Annotated in this window: 8 protein-coding genes; 4 read left to right on the top strand and 4 right to left on the bottom strand. The window is 52.6% G+C overall.

Going from position 1 to position 17,200, the window contains the following annotated elements; translation table 11 throughout:
- Nucleotides 1–11: 11 nt before the first annotated feature.
- Entirely contained in the window at nucleotides 12–3,056 is a 3,045-nt protein-coding gene (locus K0I63_RS16165; RefSeq protein ID WP_220081692.1) for a two-component regulator propeller domain-containing protein, read from the bottom strand.
- 306 nt (nucleotides 3,057–3,362) lie between these two features.
- Nucleotides 3,363–3,734, bottom strand: coding sequence for a response regulator transcription factor (locus K0I63_RS16170; protein WP_220081693.1), 372 nt, complete (start codon nucleotides 3,732–3,734; stop codon nucleotides 3,363–3,365).
- A gap of 554 nt (nucleotides 3,735–4,288) precedes the next feature.
- On the opposite strand from K0I63_RS16170, the gene K0I63_RS16175 reads away from it, so the two are divergent.
- From K0I63_RS16175 to K0I63_RS16185, 3 genes are all read left to right on the top strand, one after another.
- Complete coding sequence (locus tag K0I63_RS16175) at nucleotides 4,289–6,211, top strand: tail fiber domain-containing protein (RefSeq protein WP_220081694.1); 1,923 nt, start codon at nucleotides 4,289–4,291, stop codon at nucleotides 6,209–6,211.
- 79 nt (nucleotides 6,212–6,290) lie between these two features.
- Nucleotides 6,291–7,790, top strand: a complete 1,500-nt coding sequence (locus K0I63_RS16180) for a tail fiber domain-containing protein (RefSeq protein ID WP_220081695.1) — start codon at nucleotides 6,291–6,293, stop codon at nucleotides 7,788–7,790.
- 20 nt (nucleotides 7,791–7,810) lie between these two features.
- On the top strand, nucleotides 7,811–12,709 hold the full coding sequence (locus K0I63_RS16185; protein ID WP_220081696.1) for a Calx-beta domain-containing protein: 4,899 nt from the start codon (nucleotides 7,811–7,813) through the stop codon (nucleotides 12,707–12,709).
- A gap of 83 nt (nucleotides 12,710–12,792) precedes the next feature.
- On the opposite strand, the gene K0I63_RS16190 is transcribed toward K0I63_RS16185, so the two are convergent.
- A complete protein-coding gene (locus tag K0I63_RS16190) occupies nucleotides 12,793–14,988 on the bottom strand; it encodes a putative bifunctional diguanylate cyclase/phosphodiesterase (protein WP_220081697.1) in 2,196 nt (731 codons plus the stop codon).
- Nucleotides 14,989–15,224: 236 nt separating this feature from the next.
- On the opposite strand from K0I63_RS16190, the gene thpR reads away from it, so the two are divergent.
- Nucleotides 15,225–15,755: an RNA 2',3'-cyclic phosphodiesterase gene (gene thpR, locus K0I63_RS16195; RefSeq protein ID WP_220081698.1), complete on the top strand. Its 531-nt coding sequence runs from the start codon at nucleotides 15,225–15,227 to the stop codon at nucleotides 15,753–15,755.
- A gap of 41 nt (nucleotides 15,756–15,796) precedes the next feature.
- On the opposite strand, the gene pepB is transcribed toward thpR, so the two are convergent.
- On the bottom strand, nucleotides 15,797–17,074 hold the full coding sequence (gene pepB, locus K0I63_RS16200; protein WP_220081699.1) for an aminopeptidase PepB: 1,278 nt from the start codon (nucleotides 17,072–17,074) through the stop codon (nucleotides 15,797–15,799).
- Between the last annotated feature and the right edge of the window lie 126 nt (nucleotides 17,075–17,200).

Raw genomic sequence — 17,200 nt, forward strand, 5'->3', positions numbered from 1 at the left:
ATACCTCGAAATCAGTTAGCCTGCATTGGCAGGTAAATGGTTATTGCCAGACCGCCCAATGAACTGTCACTGGCGGTGATCGCCCCCTTATGCGCCTCGATAATGCTCTTACAGATAGACAGGCCTAAGCCAGACCCACCTGTGGCGCGACTGCGGGACGTTTCGACCCGGTACAAACGCTCGAAGATGCTGGCAAACTGCACCTTGCTCACCCCAGGGGCACTATCTTCAATCACCACCTCCAGGCCCTTCCTCACTTCTTTCACCGTGAATGAAATACTACCAGGCAAGTCGGTATAAGCCATGCTGTTATCGACTAAATTATTGATAACTTGCTTTATTTTGTCATGATCAAAGATTGCGCAGCAAGATGGTGTCAGGGAGATACTTTGCTGCCATGTAAACCCTTTAACGGCAACCGCATCGGCTATTTCATCAGCCCAGCAAGAAAATGTCTGCAAACAGTTATGGGATCTAGGCTCGAGATGCAACGCGCCGATATCCGATTGTGCCAGCTGATAAATATCGCTGATCAAGCAATTGATCTCACCAATTTTACTCATCAGGCTATCGTAGGAGGCCCCGACATCTTTCACGAGATTATTTTGTAAGGCTTCGACCTTTAACTGCAATACGGTCAGTGGCGTCCTTAACTCGTGGGACACATCCGCCAATAGCTGGTTTTTCTTTTCCACCAGCTCTTCCATCAGCGCCGCGCGTTCGGAGGCCAGCACGATCTCATTTTGAATACGCTCTTGCTCGGACAACTTCTTCACCCGCCAACGCACCAGCAAATAGAGGGTCTGGATGAGCATCAATAGCATTAGCGTCCTAAACCACCAGGTCTGATAAAAGGCGGGTAATACCTGGAATGTGATCAGCCTGGTCTCTGCCGTCCAGACTCCCGTGCGATTAGTTGCCTGCACGATAAGGGAATAGTTTCCTGGCGACAGGTTGGTATAGGTGACCGAGCGTTTCTTCGGATTCGTCGTCACCCAATCTTGATCGAAGCCCACCAGCTGGTAACGATAATTAACCAGCTCTGGCGCCGAATAATCCAGCGCGGCAAAGTCCATCGAGATACTTTTCACCTCGGGCGGGATCTCAACAATACCAGCACTATCCACAGTGCGTGATAGACGATCGATTTGAAAGTCCGTCAAGCGAATGGGGGGGAGATATTGCCATGGTGTAAAGGCTTCGGGTGTCGTTATCAACAACCCCTGTGAACCGCCAAAGGCCATCCGGCCGTCACTGAGTTTGCCAAAACTCCCCACCCAATCGGCGCCAACATCTACGCCGTCCGCCCTGCCAAATTCAAAGGTTTGTTCGCTTATAGGGTCATACATCAGGCTAGCTTCCCAAAGCCTGCCCTGACTATCGATTTGTAGGTTGGAAAACTGCCTGTCGTTGGCACGAGTCACCTTCAGCGGCGCCTTTTTAACGCAGGCCTTGCCATCTTTTAAACTGTTTAATGCTAAAGAAAACAAGCCAGAAGCATTAGCAAACCAGAGCGTGTCATCTTTTAGGGCCAGCGCGATAGTGCCGTCGAAGATATATTGATTGGCGACATCCGTCACCTTGATTAAATGCTCTGCACCTGGCTCTAGCACAAACAGGCCTCTAAAGGAGCCGAGCCAGACACGCCCCCGATTGTCCTTTAGTAGCGGTAAGATAGTTGAGATATCTTCTTCTACACCTTGTTGATTTTGGTAGTAAAAGCGCGACATCCCCATAGTGTTGAGTTCAAGTCGATAGAGATATTGGGCACTGCTAAGCCAGAGTTTGTCTTTACCCTCTGCAATAAGCGTATTCGCCATGACAGAAGCGGTATTAACCTTTTCCACCATGTTGTTTTCAAGCGAAACTGTGTACAAGCCCTGTTTTGTGGAGAGCCATAGGTGCTGATCATCTATCTGACCAAGGCCAACCACAGTACTTTGACTCAAGTCGGTTACCGAATCAGGATGGGCGATAAAGGCAGACAAATCGCCGCTATCCAGATTGTAGCGTCGTAATCCCTTATCTGTGCCTAACCAGAGCGTACCGTCTGTGGTTTGAAAAGCGTCGCGAATGAACAGATGCTTAGTGTTATCTACGTCGATATACTTGGTCACAAAGGCTTTGTTTGGCAGGTATTTATTTAAACCGTTCCCCCGAGTACCTACCCAAATCACCCCGGAAGCATCGACTTCAATGGAATTTATTTTATTACCGCTGATACTACCGATTTGCGCGTTATTGTTGCTGACCAGCTCAATATCGCCATAATCATGTAAATTGATTCGATAGACACCTTCGTTGTACATCCCCAGCCACAGCTCATCGTCGCTGACCTGCTCTATGGCATTAATCGCCTTGGGTTTTCCTTGTAAATGAGGAAGCCTCAGCTTAGTCAGCTGCCGGGTATTCAGATCTATGACCCCGGCGCCCGATTTACGCGTCCCTAACCACAACCTGCCATCAGCCATGAATTTCAACGCCTTAATATCACGGCTTAACAGATCGAATGTTTCGACATCAGACGCTTTGACCTTAAAAGCGCTTGCAGCAAGCATCTGTCGCTTGCCAGCAGGCAAGACAAACAGACCTTTATTGCTACCAACCCATAAGTTTTCCCTATCATCGAAACTCAGCGATAAGATCTGTAATCCCTTTGCAAGCTCATCCGTCGGCGATAACAAGTCTATTGGTTCGAATGCCTCCTGCTGGGCTATGTACTTAAATAATCCGTGGGTGGATCCTAAGAAGATCTTTCCTTGGTTATTTTCAGCAATTGAGAGAATACGTGAGGTTAAACTTTGCCTATCAGATAGTTTGGCAAGTGACGTAAAGCTATCTGTCTTGGGGTCATAAATAGAGACCCCTTTCGAGCTGGTACCTATCCAGATTCGACCGTCAGAGGTGACCTTCAAGGTCTGAATATAGTCTTCCGCCAGGCTTGCCGGATTATCACTGTCGTGGGTATAGCGACGGAAGGTATAGCCATCATAGCGAATCAATCCTTGCTGGGTGGCTATCCACAAAAAACCATCATGGTCGGTGGCCAAATCCATCACTATGCCAGCGGGCACAGTAGTATTGTCGCCTACGCGTTGAAAATATAAGTCATTATGGGCAGCGCTGTTTGCCCCACAAGAGAGGAAGCAAATAAACAGGAATATAAATTTCAGAGGCTTCATAGATCGCTAATAAAAAATACTCGCCGACATGAAAACTATTATCTAGGAATCAAGATATTGTACAAGCAAAGGATATTCAGCCTAACGGCCAAAGTAAGCTACTCAATAAAGCTCCCACTCATCTGAATCAAGATAGAAAAGCGATCGCAGGCGGCCAGGGCACTCGCGCAAATACCTGACTCAATCTCGATTTGCACTTCTTTTCAGCACAGATTTTATTCTCAGCAACAACTCAGACAGGCTAAATGGCTTGCAGACAAAGTCATCCGCACCACAATGAAACCCCTGATGACGCTCTTTCTGGCTTGCCGAGAGCGAGATCAAAATAATAGGAATATTTGAACTGACGCGAATCGCCTGACACTGAGCAAAGCCGCTGGTTTTATCCAGGGGTAAATCGAATAAAACCAGTCGGGGTGACTCCCGGCTAATCAAATCCATTATCGGCTGCCGGTCGTCTACTTCGCTCACCTGGAATCCATTTAGCCTTAAAAAATCTATCAACAAAGGACTACAGCTGACGCTATTGCTAATGACTAGTATTTTTTGCATTTCACTGCTCTGAACTGAACAAGAAGGCAGATTAAAGCAGATGAATATGGAGACAATTAGGATACGGCCAAGGGAAGGTGCGAATAAGTCCCGTGCTTGCTCTGCGTGTGCTTAAAGTGGATAGATGCAAGGCACAGTTTGCAGCGAATGGCCGTAGTCCTTCGCAAGAACTGTAACGCAGCAAATACCGCTGTATGCCTCGCCCTGCGGGGCTTTGATAGCAAACCATTTCGGCGTTATTCAACTTCAGCAGGCCTCGGCATGCCTTCAGTTGAATGCCTTGAACTGTCGCTGCTATCAAAGCAAGAGCTGTGCGACGACTTGTTCGCACCTTCCCTAGATGAACACCCAAGATGAAATGACTATCTCAGCGCCCCCCCAAAAAACGCCTTTGATTAAGAATAAAATTTCATCTCCATATTCTCTCCTAATTTACTTTCTACCTTAGATACCAAGTGAATAAGCCTTCGTTATAACTGTACAGGTGTGTCTTGAATATGAATCGGCGGTTTTCAATAAAATTGGCAGTTGCTGGCATTACGGCTGCGCTAAACATGAACCTTGCCCTGGCGGCAGGCGGTCCTGGCACGACCAATTTAGGAACAAATGCCGGCAGCGCGCTGGAGTCCGGTGCAGAAAACAACACCAACATAGGCGAGAATGCGGGCGCGACGACTAGCACTGGCGATCGCAACACCAATGTAGGCAGCAATGCGGGCAGTAGCTCAAACAGCTCTGACAACACCTTTGTGGGGTATAACGCCGGCACCAGCACAACCTGGGGCGACAATACATTTGTAGGCTCGCAAAGCGGTGAAGCCAACGTATCTGGTACCGATAATGTCTACATGGGTGCGCGGGCTGGGCAGTTGAACAACGCGACCGATAACGTGTTTATCGGCAGCGAAGCGGGCAAAAGCAGCACTATCGCCAATGGCAGCGTCTTTATTGGCGAGGAGGCAGGCGAATTTAATACCGAAGGCGATGATAACGTCTTTATCGGGGAAAACTCTGGCCACTTAAATACCACAGGCGAACAAAATACCTTTATCGGTAGGGATTCAGGTGCCGCCGATGAAAGTTACTCTGACACCAAGGCATTGACGGGCTACAACAATACCGCGATCGGCGACTCGTCTGGGTACGACCTAAAAGTGATGGCGTCGCGCAACTCCCTGTTTGGTGCCGGCGCTGGTAACGATATTGGTGAAGGCTTGGCCAATACTATGATTGGCGCCGACGCCGGCGTAAACACCGAATATGCCGATTTCAACACCTTTGTTGGCGTCATGGCGGGTTGGGACAACAACCGCACCAATGAAACAGATAAGGCCAATCGCAACACAGCCCTTGGCGCTTCAGCGGGTTTCGCCAACCGAAGAGGCGAAGACAATGTCTGGGTCGGTGCCTTTTCCCATTCAGACTCAAAATCTTATACCTATGATGCTGCGCTAGAGAGTGACATGCAAATTCGCTATAACGGCATCTCACAACAGCTCTATGGCAATAAGCCCGAAGGCAATCAGGAGGTGTATCGCACCACAGTCTTAGGCGCGTTTGCTGGCGCCAACGACAACGACTCCATCAGCATTGGTTATGGTGCCATCACCGATAAGACCAATAGCATTAGCTTGGGAGCGAGTGCCTCGGCCAAAGGCCAGAGCGATATGGCCATAGGCAATGGAGCAAGTAGCACCCACACAGAGGCCATGGCAATTGGCTATCAGGCGACGAGTCACCGTAACTATGCGGTCACCATAGGCAATGCCAATACCCTTAGCTGGGACGCAGGTGGCGACGGAACAACCTCATTAGGCACGGCTAAAGACTGCGCTTACAACGACAGGAACGATAACTGGTCCTGCAATGAGCCTTATCGTTTCGCCGATGTGAATGCCAAGGAGGTATCACTCATAGGCGATACCGATGCATCGACCTCGATCCACCTCTGGGCGGATGAAGGCGAAGATTATGACGACCGCTGGGATATCCTCGTCGGCGATAGCGGCACCTTTTCCATAGGCTCCTATGCCAACTCAAGCTTTAAGCAGTATTACGGCGAAACCCTCAAACGCTCAGAACTCTTGGCTATCGATAATCAGGGCAACGCCACGATTTCAGGCAATCTAACGCTGAATTCAGATCGGCGTCTTAAAACTCAGATCACCCCTATCTCCAATGCACTTACTGTGATCCAGCAAATCAACGGCGTGACCTACCATTGGAAAGCGGGACTAGGCCGCTCGGCAATCAAACAATATGGCGTCATCGCACAAAACGTCGAAGCCGTGCTCCCCGAATTGGTTAAGAGCGATGATAAAGGAATTAAGTCGGTTAATTATCAGGCCTTAATACCCGTTCTGATCAATGCCACCCAGGAACAGCAGAAACAGCTTGATGCACAAAGACTCCTAATCGAGCAACAACAGCAACAAATAGCCCAGCTGATACAAATGCTATCTGCTGCTCAAGACTAGTTCTCCTAATTTACTCCACATTTGCTCGGTAGCATGTTCAATAAGGGATTTTCATTTTATTCACGCTAAGGGTATTGGTATGAACACGCGCGTATTTCACCTATCGGCTTTGGCTCTCGCTTTATTCAGCGCTGCTGGTCTCTCTTCAGCCTATGCGGCGGGCAATACTAACTATGGCACCAATGCCGGAACCAGTATTACGACGGGGAGTTATAATACTAGCATTGGTGAGGGCGCAAACCAGGCGCTTACCACGGGCAATTTTAACGATGCCCTGGGTTATCTGAGCGGTAAAAACTTAGCCGATGGCAATCAAAATTTATTTCTCGGCACTCAGTCTGGATACTATACCGTCTCGGGGGATCAAAATACCTTTGTCGGCGCCTACTCCGGCTACCGAAACACCGCTTCGTATAACACCTTTATTGGCCAGCTGTCAGGCTCAGATAACACCACGGGGACGTACAACACCTTTTTAGGGCAAAGCGCGGGTAAGAACAATTCAATTGCCAGTGGTAACACCCTGATAGGATTCGAAAGTGGTTTTACCAACAGCTCGGGTGAAAGAAACACTTATGTGGGCTACAAAAGTGGCTACGTCGCCAGCTCATCAGACAATACCCTAATTGGTTACAACTCCGGCGCGAGCATTTCAAACGGTGCCTTTAACAGCTTCTTCGGCAGCTTTGCCGGTAATGATAATGCCTCCGGCAACAACAATACCCTCTTTGGCTACCGGGCCAACTTCTATGCCACTTCAGGCAATGACAATACGATTATTGGTTATTCAAGCAATACCGCAGTGGGTGCCAAACTCGACCTACAAAGGGCGATCGTTTTGGGCAGCTCGGCCAACGCCCAGGCGGATAAATCGACAGTCATAGGCACCAGCGCCACAAGCACCCACGAAGGGGCCATTGTCATTGGAGAAAATGGCACTAGCCATGCTGCCAATACCGTCTCAATAGGCAATGGCAATACGGTAAGCTGGGATCCCTCAAGCGATGCAGCGACAAGTCTGGGCACGGCTAACTATCGTTTCGAAGATATCTATTCCAACAAGATGTCGGTCAACGCCACTGCCGGCAACGCCGCTAAAATTGATCTCTTTGCCGATGCCGGCACCAATAATAATGACAGATGGAGCTTGCAGTCTGTCGATGGCGGGGATTTTTCCATCGCTTCCTTTGCCTCGGGTTCAAGTGCAAATTTATTCACCCTAAGCAACAATGGTAACGCAACCTTAAGCGGCAATTTAACGGTAAATTCCGATCGACGCCTAAAGCAAGATATCCAACCTATCCCCGATGCGGCCCAGCTACTGGCAAAGATTGAAGGGGTTACCTACCACTGGAAACGCGAATTACACCGCGACACCAAGAAGCAGTATGGCCTTATTGCGCAGAATGTCGAAGCGGCAATTCCAGAGCTGATCAATGAAAACAGTGATGGCATTAAGTCCGTTAATTATCAGGCCTTGATTCCCGTATTGATTAATGCGGTCAATAGCCAGCAACAGCAAATTGAACAACAACAGCAACAGATTGCAGAGCTGGTTAAATTGCTACAAGCCAAGTAACGGATAACACAGGGACTGTCATGATGGGGTTTTCGATTCACGCTTTGTCTGCATTGCCTCGCTTGGCATGGGGCAACTTTCGCGTTCATGCCACACTTTTCTGCCTGGCGCTAGTTGCTTGCAACCAAGCCAATGCAGGTTCGCTCACCGTCGAGAATGGCGCCGTCATTCAGGGTAACGGCGTCATCAGCGGCGACGTGCTGGTCAAAAGTGGCGGAAGCTTAAGCCCAGGTAATAGCCCGGGCTGTTTGTCGGTCAATAATCTCGATTATTCGGCCGGCGGCAGCTTATCTGCAGAAATCGGTGGGGCAAGCGCCTGCAGTCAATACGATCAACTGCAGGTTACTGGCACTGTCACCTTAGGGGCGAGTTTAAACGCCACGAGTTATAACGCCTATGTGCCTGTGGGCGGCGAAAGTTACACCATCATTGCCAACGACGCTACCGATCCGGTCAGTGGCATTTTTACCGGTTTGGCAGAGGGTAACATCTTCTCCCTCGCCGGAAAAAACATGCGCATCAGCTATCTAGGTGGTGATGGCAACGACGTCGTATTAACAGCCCTTAGCGATCAGAGCATCTCTTTTGCCGCCCTGGCCGATCAAGTTTATGATGTCGGCAGCCTGACGCTTACAGCCTCAGCCTCTTCCGGGCTAACAGTCGCCTTTAGCTCCAACACTCCATCCACATGTACGGTATCGGGAGATAGTGTCACGATTGTCGATGTGGGCAGCTGCTCGATCACCGCCTCGCAATCGGGTAACGCTAACTACAACCCAGCCGCGAGTGTCATACAAAGCTTTAATGTAAATAAGGCCAGCCAAATCATCAGCTTTGCCGCGCTGGCAGATAAGACCTATGGCGACGCTAGTTTCACCTTGGCCGCCAGCAGTGATGCGGACCTAGCACTCACTTATAGCTCGACGACGACCTCAGTCTGTAATGTGTCAGGCTCGAGTGTCTCCATTGTGGCGGCGGGCACCTGCTCACTAACAGCCTCCCAGGCGGGTGATAGCCACTACAATGCGGCAGCTTCGGTAACGCGCAGCTTTACGGTTAACCCTGCAAGCCAGGTCATCACCTTCTCGGCGCTTACCGACAGCACCTATGGCGTCGCTAGCCTGAATATCGCGGCGACGGCCTCATCTGGCCTGGCCGTCGCCTTTAGCTCAAACACAGCATCTGTGTGTGCGGTTTCAGGCAACACCGTCACTATCCTCGATGTGGGCAGCTGCTCGATCACCGCCTCGCAATCGGGTAACGCCAACTACAACTCCGCCACGAGTGTCACGCAAAGCTTTAATGTGAATAAGGCCAGCCAAATCATCAGCTTTGTCGCGCTGGCAGATAAGACCTATGGCGACGCGAGTTTCACCTTGGCCGCCAGCAGTGATGCGGGCCTAGCAATCACTTATAGCTCGACGACGACCTCAGTCTGTAATGTGTCAGGCTCGAGTGTCTCCATTGTGGCGGCGGGCACCTGCTCACTAACAGCCTCCCAGGCGGGTGATAGCCACTACAATGCGGCAGCTTCGGTAACGCGCAGCTTTACGGTTACCCCTGCAAGCCAGGTCATCACCTTCTCGGCGCTTACCGACAGCACCTATGGCGTGGCTAGCCTGAATATCGCGGCGACGGCCTCATCTGGCCTGGCCGTCGCCTTTAGCTCAAACACAGCATCTGTGTGTGCGGTTTCAGGCAACACCGTCACTATCCTCGATGTGGGCAGCTGCTCGATCACCGCCTCGCAATCGGGTAACGCCAACTACAACTCCGCCACGAGTGTCACGCAAAGCTTTAATGTGAATAAGGCCAGCCAAATCATCAGCTTTGCCGCGCTGGCAGAAAAGACCTATGGCGACGCGAGTTTCACCTTGGCCGCCAGCAGTGATGCGGGCCTAGCAATCACTTATAGCTCGACGACGACCTCAGTCTGTAATGTGTCAGGCTCCACCGTCTCCATTGTGGCGGCGGGCACCTGCTCACTAACAGCCTCCCAGGCGGGTGATAGCCACTACAATGCGGCAGCTTCGGTAACGCGCAGCTTTACGGTTAACCCTGCAAGCCAGGTCATCACCTTCTCGGCGCTTACCGACAGCACCTATGGCGTCGCTAGCCTGAATATCGCGGCGACGGCCTCTTCTGGCCTGGCAGTCACCTTTAGCTCAAACACAGCATCTGTGTGTTCGGTTTCAGGCAACACCGTCACTATCCTCGATGTGGGCAGCTGCTCGATCACCGCCTCGCAATCGGGCGATGCTAACTACAACCCTGGCGCGAGTGTCACACAAAGCTTTAATGTGAATAAGGCCAGCCAGGCCATCAGCTTTGCCGCGCTGGCAGATAAGACCTATGGCGACGCGAGTTTCACCTTGGCCGCCAGCAGTGATGCGGGCCTAGCAGTCACTTATAGCTCGACGACGACCTCAGTTTGTACCGTTACGGGCTCGAGTGTCTCCATTGTGGCGGCGGGCACCTGCTCACTAACAGCCTCCCAGGCAGGTGATAGCCACTACAATGCGGCAGCTTCTGTAACGCGCAGCTTTAGAGTCAATAAAGCGAGCCAGACTATCACCTTCGCGCCGCTGACGACTAAGGCGATTACGGATGCAGCCTTTACCCTTACTGCAACAAGCGACTCCCTCCTGAGTGTTAACTTCGACTCGCTCACTCCAGCAGTGTGCAGTGTATTAGGAACGACTGTGTCACTTGTCGATATTGGTGAATGTAGAGTCCTTGCTACACAAGCGGGAAATAGTAACTACCTTGCCGCAACCAGTGTCGAGCAGCGCTTCACCATCACGGGCGAGGACACAGATGGCGATGGTCTGCCCAATGAGATTGACCCTGATGATGATAATGACGGGGTGAACGATGAGGATGATGCCTTTCCATTGGATCCGACTGAAACGACAGATACCGATGGTGATGGCATAGGTAACAATGCCGATAATGATGATGACAATGACGGCGTAAATGACGAGGATGACGCATTTCCACTCGATCCAACTGAAACCCAAGATAGCGACGGCGACGGCATAGGAGACAACAGCGATCCGACACCATACCCCTACTCGGGTGAATTGAACTTCGAACTTGCCCAATATTCAGCTAGCGAAGATGCCGGTAGCATCGATATCAAGGTAGTGAGAAGCCTAGGCGATTTTAAGGAACTAAAGGTCGATTACTCACTTAAAGATCAAACGGCCACCGCGACCCAAGACTATGAGTTCAGTAGTGGCACCCTGACGTTTGATGATGGCCAGCAAGAACAAGTCATCAGCCTCACCTTGGTCGACGACTCTATCTTTGAAGGCGATGAAACTTTTTCCATTCAACTGAGTAACCTACGCAGCGTGGGAGACGCCGATATAGGCGCTATCGGCCAAAGCGAAATCACTATACTCGATGATGAAGCCCCGCCACCTGCCGGAGAAATTGGCTTCGAGTTTGAAAATGTCGCTGTGAACGAAAACGCAGCAAGTGTCACCTTAAAGCTTTTGCGCACCAACGGCAGTTTCGGCGAGGTCGAAATTTCCCTCTATACCCAGGATGATAGTGCCGTTGCCGATTTAGACTATGTCGCCATTAGCGAAACCTTAGTGTTTGCCGATGGCGAGACAGAGAAAACCCTAACCCTAGAGTTGCTGGACGATGCCATCTATGAAAATGATGAACAATTTTCAGTCCTGATTTCACTGATCGCAGGTGACGCCGTGTTAGCCAATACAAGCGCAAGAATCTCGATTCTCGATGATGAGCCGATACCGGCAAGTGGCGTAGTGCAATTTGAATCGGCCCAGTATCAAATTGATGAGAATGATGCCTCGCTCGACGTCACTATAATGCGCAGCGGCGGCAGCTTCGGTGAGGTCAGTGTCAATGTCACCTCCAGTGACATCCAGGCCCAGGCGGGCGAGGACTACCAGCCGTTTAATCAAACCGTCAGCTTTGCTGATGGCGAAATGGCTAAGCTTGTGACAATTGATCTCATCGACGATAGCGACTACGAAGGCGATGAAAACTTTAAACTAATCCTAAGCAACGCGACTGGCACCGAGCTAGGTCGCATCAGCAACACCGAGATAAGTATTATTGAAGATGACCCAGTGCCCAGTGGCGGCGTCATCGAGTTTAGCGGAGCCAGCTATGTGGCCGATGAAGACTCTGGTGTGCTCATTATCACCCTGACTCGCACCAACGGTAGTTACGGTGAATTGAGTCTGGATATCTCCACCCAAGACGTGACGGCGCTCGAGGGAGACGATTACATAGGCATAGACGAGCACCTGGTGTTCCTGGACGGTCAAACCAGCCAGACCTTGGCCTTAATCTTAAACGATGATGAGATCTATGAGGGTGACGAGACACTTTCCATATCGATCACCAACCTACTCGGCGAAGCCAGTATCGGCGAGTTAAACCGTGCCACTATCACCATAAAAGATAATGATTTGCCGCCGACTCACGGCACCATTCGCTTCGCCGGCAACAGTTATAGGGTAAGTGAATCATCACCTGAACTTGTCATCACACTGCTACGGGTTGATGGTGCGTCAGGCCATATCAGCGTCGACTATCGCACCTATGGTATCACCGCCACCGCTGGTGATGATTTTTATGCAAGCAGCGGCACCCTCTACTTTGATGATGGGCAAGAAAGCGCCACCATAACCTTGGCCCTCATTGACGATAAGCAAACGGAAAGTGATGAGTCCTTTAAGCTGGTGCTCGAAAACCCTATCAATACAGAGATTAGCGGGGAGGCTAGCGTTACCCTAACGATCCTTGATGATGATATTGAAGACATTAAGCCAGGCAAGGTATCGGGCGGAGGTTCGCTATCCTGGCTATTAATCCTTTTATTTATTGTCTCCAGACGTGTCTATAGCGCCTCCAAAGGGATCTTTAAACCTTAGCTAGTCTAGTTAAAATGAATGAAGGTAGGTTAGTCTGTGCGCTGACCTACCATCGGACTCCTTAGCGTTCAAATCCCTTGGCGCTATGCTTCCAGCACCCGGTACCAGTGCAGGCCTTCGCCAGAGGTCAGTGAAGTGAGCGACTCGGGACGCGCGATGCCGTAGCCCTGGCCAAACTCGACGCCCAATTTCTGCAGATGTTTTGCCACCTCGACCGACTCGACAAACTCGGCCACTATCTCGAACGCCATGTCGCGACCCAGCTGGCAGATGGCGGCGACGATCGCCTGATCGGCGCGATCCTCGCACAGGTGTTGAATAAACTGGCCATCGATCTTCACATAATCCACGTCTAACAGCTTAAGGTAAGCAAAGCTTGAGAAGCCAGAGCCGAAATCATCCAGCGCCAGCTTACAGCCCAGGGGCTTCACCGTGTTGATAAGCCCGGTGGCATGATCCAGCTGGCTCACCGCCGCCGTCTCGGTGATCTCGAAGCAGAGCTTACTGACCAGCTCGGGTTCGCCCAGCAGGCGCATCTCAAGCCAGTTGATAAACTCACTATCGCTGATAGAGAGGGCCGACAGGTTTACCGACACCATAGAAAGCGACTGCCACAACGCCAGGTTTTCACTGCCCCAACGCAGCAGCTTATCGATCACCCAGCGATCCAGCTTGGCCGCCAAGTTAAAGCGCTCGGCGGCGGGCAGGAAGATCCCGGGTGGAATCAGCTCGCCCTCGGTGGAGCGCATGCGCAGCAAGATCTCCAGATGCAAGCCGTCGTCACTGGCGCACAGCGGCTCTATGGGCTGGTAGAAGAGCTCGAACCTGTCGTTGGCCAGGGCGCCGACGATATCCACCGAGGCGCTCATCTCGGTATTGAGCTTCTCTACCACAGGATCCTGGGCACTATAGAAGTACCAGGCGTTACCGCCCTTCTCCTTGGCGAGACGACAGGCGGCGCTGGCACGGCGCAAGAGATCCGAGACAGAGTCAACCTCGCTCTCACAGCGGGCCAGCCCCATGGAGACGCTCACGCTATGGCTGCGCCCCTCCCAGCTAAATTCATGGTTGGCCATGGCCTGACAGATACGCTCGGCCACCTGCTCAGCGATCTGCACATCGATATTGGGCATCAGTATGCCAAACTCGTCGCCGCTGAGGCGGGCGATCACATCCTCCTTGCGCACCAGCTGACTCAGGCGTGCGGCGAGCTGACACAAGAGCTGATCGCCGGCCCTGTGACCGCTGACATTATTGACCACCTGGAATCTGTCTAGGTTGATGAACCCCACGAAGGTTGAGCGCTCGCACTGGCAGGGGTTGGCCAGATCATACAGGGCCTCGAAATAGGCGCGATTGGGCAGCCCGGTGAGCGGGTCGAAATTGAGCGAAACGCTGTGCGCCTCGCTCTCCTGAACCGGCTCGCCCACAGGCTCCACCAACATGAGGATGGGACCGTCTTCGCCGGACAGGCAGAGGAAGGTCACCTTGGCCAGGGCATCGTCGGGGGCGTATTTCAGCGGCACCTCACAACTGGATTGCTCCAGCACCTGATCTCGCACCAGCGCCATGGTGTCCAGCAGGCGTTTCTGCTCCCGCTTAGGCACCAGGGTCTCCACCTTCTGTAGCGTCTCCACATGCAGGCTCTCGGCGGCGCTCTGGTTGTAACGTATCACCCTGTCATCCACGCCGATATGCACGCAGGGGATGGGCAGGCGATAGAGATGCTCGATACAGACCAGCTCGTTACTCTTAGCATTTAAGCGCTGGCGCGCCGCCTCCTGCGCCAGGCCCAGCAAGCTGCCGGCCAGCAGCAGGTTGTGACGAATCGCCTCTGGCCATATTCCGTTGCAGTCGTAGCGATAGGCGCCGAAGATATAGTGCCTCTCTCCGCCCACGGGCAACAGCAGGACGCTGCGGATCTTGGCCTGATTCAGACGCAGGCGGCTGTCCTCGTCGTCGATAACGGAAGCTACATCTTCGACGATGGCCGGTTCACGTAGTGAGGTATAGGAGTGTAGATGACGGTTGTTAGCCACCCGGCTGAGCAGCATCTCGGCGTCGCGCTTGCTGAAGATAGAGGCATCGGACTGGTACATGGCCTCGATCTGCACCGGCAGACGTCCCTTGCCGATACGTAACAGAAACAGGCCATCACACTGATTGCTGGCGGCAAGTTGCTGCAGGATAAGTTGCAGCTCCTCTTCCAGATCGTGTTCGCATAAAAAAGCGAGCGTCTGCTCGAGCGATTGGGATCCCTGTTGCGTATCGGATGACATATACTATCTAGTCCTTAGATTGGCTAATCTGATACAAACACTGATTATAGTCAGAAATCATAGGATTACCCTATGGATTAAGTTGTAAAAGCTAGCTGAGAGTGACTATAGGTTATATTTCACTTTTTCGACGACATTAGCGAAATAAGTCGCTTTAAAATCAAGCCTGTAGAAAGCTCAACTCGTTGCATTTTTGTAACACACTTTAACCTTTTTCGGCAACCAGGGGATAGCCAATGAAACGACTCTTTCTCGCCATCGCCCCCGATGCGGCGCAGCTGGAGCAACTGACCCAGTTACAGGCGAGCTTAGACGGTGAGGGACGCCTAGTCCCCAGAGACAATCTGCACATGACGCTGGCCTTTCTCGGCCAGTGCAGCGAGGCCCAGCAGGAGGCGCTGAGCGAGTCCCTCGCCCGGCTCGCCCATCAACGCCGTTTACCGGCATTTGAGGTGACACTCAACACCCTAGACCACTGGGTTAAACCAAAAATTATCTGCCTCAAGGGCGCGGCGCGGGATCCCGGGCTTGTCAGCCTGTTCAACCAATGCCAACGTCTGGCCCAGCAGCTCGGGTTACACACCAGCGAGCACAGCTTCACGCCCCACATCACCTTGATGCGTAAGGCCAAGATGCTGCCCGCACTCAAGGCGCCCAGCCTCACCCTCAGCGGCCATGCCCTGCATCTGTATCACTCTCAGAGTAGCGAGCAGGGGGTGCAATATAAGGTATTGGCCTCCTGGCCGCTCACTGCCCCAAAAGCATAAAAAAACGCGCCAAATGGCGCGTTTTTCTCATTCACTACAGCTTAGTCCTGCAGCAGCTCGGCGATGGTCAACACGCCGTGGGCAGTTGCCCCGGCGGCCCACAGGCCGTTAGCCGTATCGGCGAAGGCTGAGGCGAGATCCATATGCAGCCACTGGGTGTCGTCTGACACGAAACGCCAGAGGAAACCGGCGGCATTTGAGGCGCCACCCGCACCGCCGCCTTTAACCGGACGACTGTTGGCGGTATCGGCATAGGCAGATGGGCACATCTCTTTGTGCCAAGGCTCAAGTGGCAGCGGCCACACCTGCTCGGCCACGGCGGATGCCTTCTCCTGAGTGCGGCTGATCAGCTCACGGCTCGGCGAGAAGATGGCGTTGTAGGAGGTGCCTACCGCCATGACGGCGGCGCCGGTCAGGGTCGCGGCGTCGATCACCAGAGGCGCACCGGTTTCACAGGCGGCCTGCAGACCATCGGCCAGCACCAAACGTCCCTCGGCATCGGTATTAACCACCTCGACCGAGACACCATTCTTATAGGTGAGGATATCACCCAGTTTGTAGGCGCGGCCGCTGATCAGGTTCTCGGCGCAGCAGAGGAACAGCTTGATGCGCTTGTTTAGGCCAGACTTGATCGCCAGCCCCAGAGCCGCGGTCACGGTCGCCGCGCCGCCCATGTCGCACTTCATCCCCAGCATGCCTTCGGAAGCCTTGATGCTGTAACCGCCCGAGTCGAAGGTGATCCCTTTACCCACCAGGGCCGCCGACACAGGAGCGTCTTCGCCTAGCGGGTTATAGTCCAGCTCCAGCAGCGCAGGTGGACGCTCGCTGCCACGACCGACAGAGTGAATGCCGATCCACTTCTCTTCCAGCAGGGCTTCCCCTTCTATGATACGGTAGCTCACCTTGTCGCCGCCCACTTTGGTCAACCACTGGGCCGCCTGGTTAGCCAGGGTCACGGGGGCGAGGTTTTCAGGGGTTTCGTTGATCAACTGTCTGGCGAAGGCCGCGCTGTCGCGTCTGTCGTCCAGCACCTTCTTGACGGCATCGTCGCCAGTCCAGGCGATCTTGCCAATCTGCTTGGCGGTGGCGAACCCCTGGGCGAAGGCCCACTGAGTGTGAAGATCCCAGAGCGCGCCCTCGAGCGCCACTTCGTTGATCCCCTGACCGCGTAGCTTACGCGCCGCCTGCTGTACCTGGCGTAGCTGATCCCCCGCCTGCAGATGGATATTGGCCTGGCCCGCCGTAAAGGTCACGTCTGCGCTGCCCCAATGGGCCGCAGGGGCGTCCTCGGTCAGATAAATCTTCATCACGTCGCTCATAATTGTTCCTTGTCAGTACAGAGAGTGGCTAGGCCTTAGGCCTGCCTAATAATGCAGCCAAGTATAACGCCAATCACCCTGCTTTATCTAACCCCCTCAAGCTTATCCCTAAGGAAGGGGCATGGC

It is taken from the genome of Shewanella rhizosphaerae (assembly GCF_019457655.1).
Lineage (GTDB): Bacteria > Pseudomonadota > Gammaproteobacteria > Enterobacterales > Shewanellaceae > Shewanella > Shewanella loihica.

Excerpts from the sequence above, each read along its gene's own strand:
- K0I63_RS16165 (WP_220081692.1), bottom strand. The coding sequence starts at position 3,056 with ATGGATTTGGCCACCGACCATGATGGTTTTTTGTGGATAGCCACCCAG.
- K0I63_RS16170 (WP_220081693.1), bottom strand. The coding sequence starts at position 3,734 with ATGCAAAAAATACTAGTCATTAGCAATAGCGTCAGCTGTAGTCCTTTG.
- K0I63_RS16175 (WP_220081694.1), top strand. The coding sequence starts at position 4,289 with ATGAACCTTGCCCTGGCGGCAGGCGGTCCTGGCACGACCAATTTAGGA.
- K0I63_RS16180 (WP_220081695.1), top strand. The coding sequence starts at position 6,291 with ATGAACACGCGCGTATTTCACCTATCGGCTTTGGCTCTCGCTTTATTC.
- K0I63_RS16185 (WP_220081696.1), top strand. The coding sequence starts at position 7,811 with ATGATGGGGTTTTCGATTCACGCTTTGTCTGCATTGCCTCGCTTGGCA.
- K0I63_RS16190 (WP_220081697.1), bottom strand. The coding sequence starts at position 14,988 with ATGTCATCCGATACGCAACAGGGATCCCAATCGCTCGAGCAGACGCTC.
- thpR (WP_220081698.1), top strand. The coding sequence starts at position 15,225 with ATGAAACGACTCTTTCTCGCCATCGCCCCCGATGCGGCGCAGCTGGAG.
- pepB (WP_220081699.1), bottom strand. The coding sequence starts at position 17,074 with ATGAGCGACGTGATGAAGATTTATCTGACCGAGGACGCCCCTGCGGCC.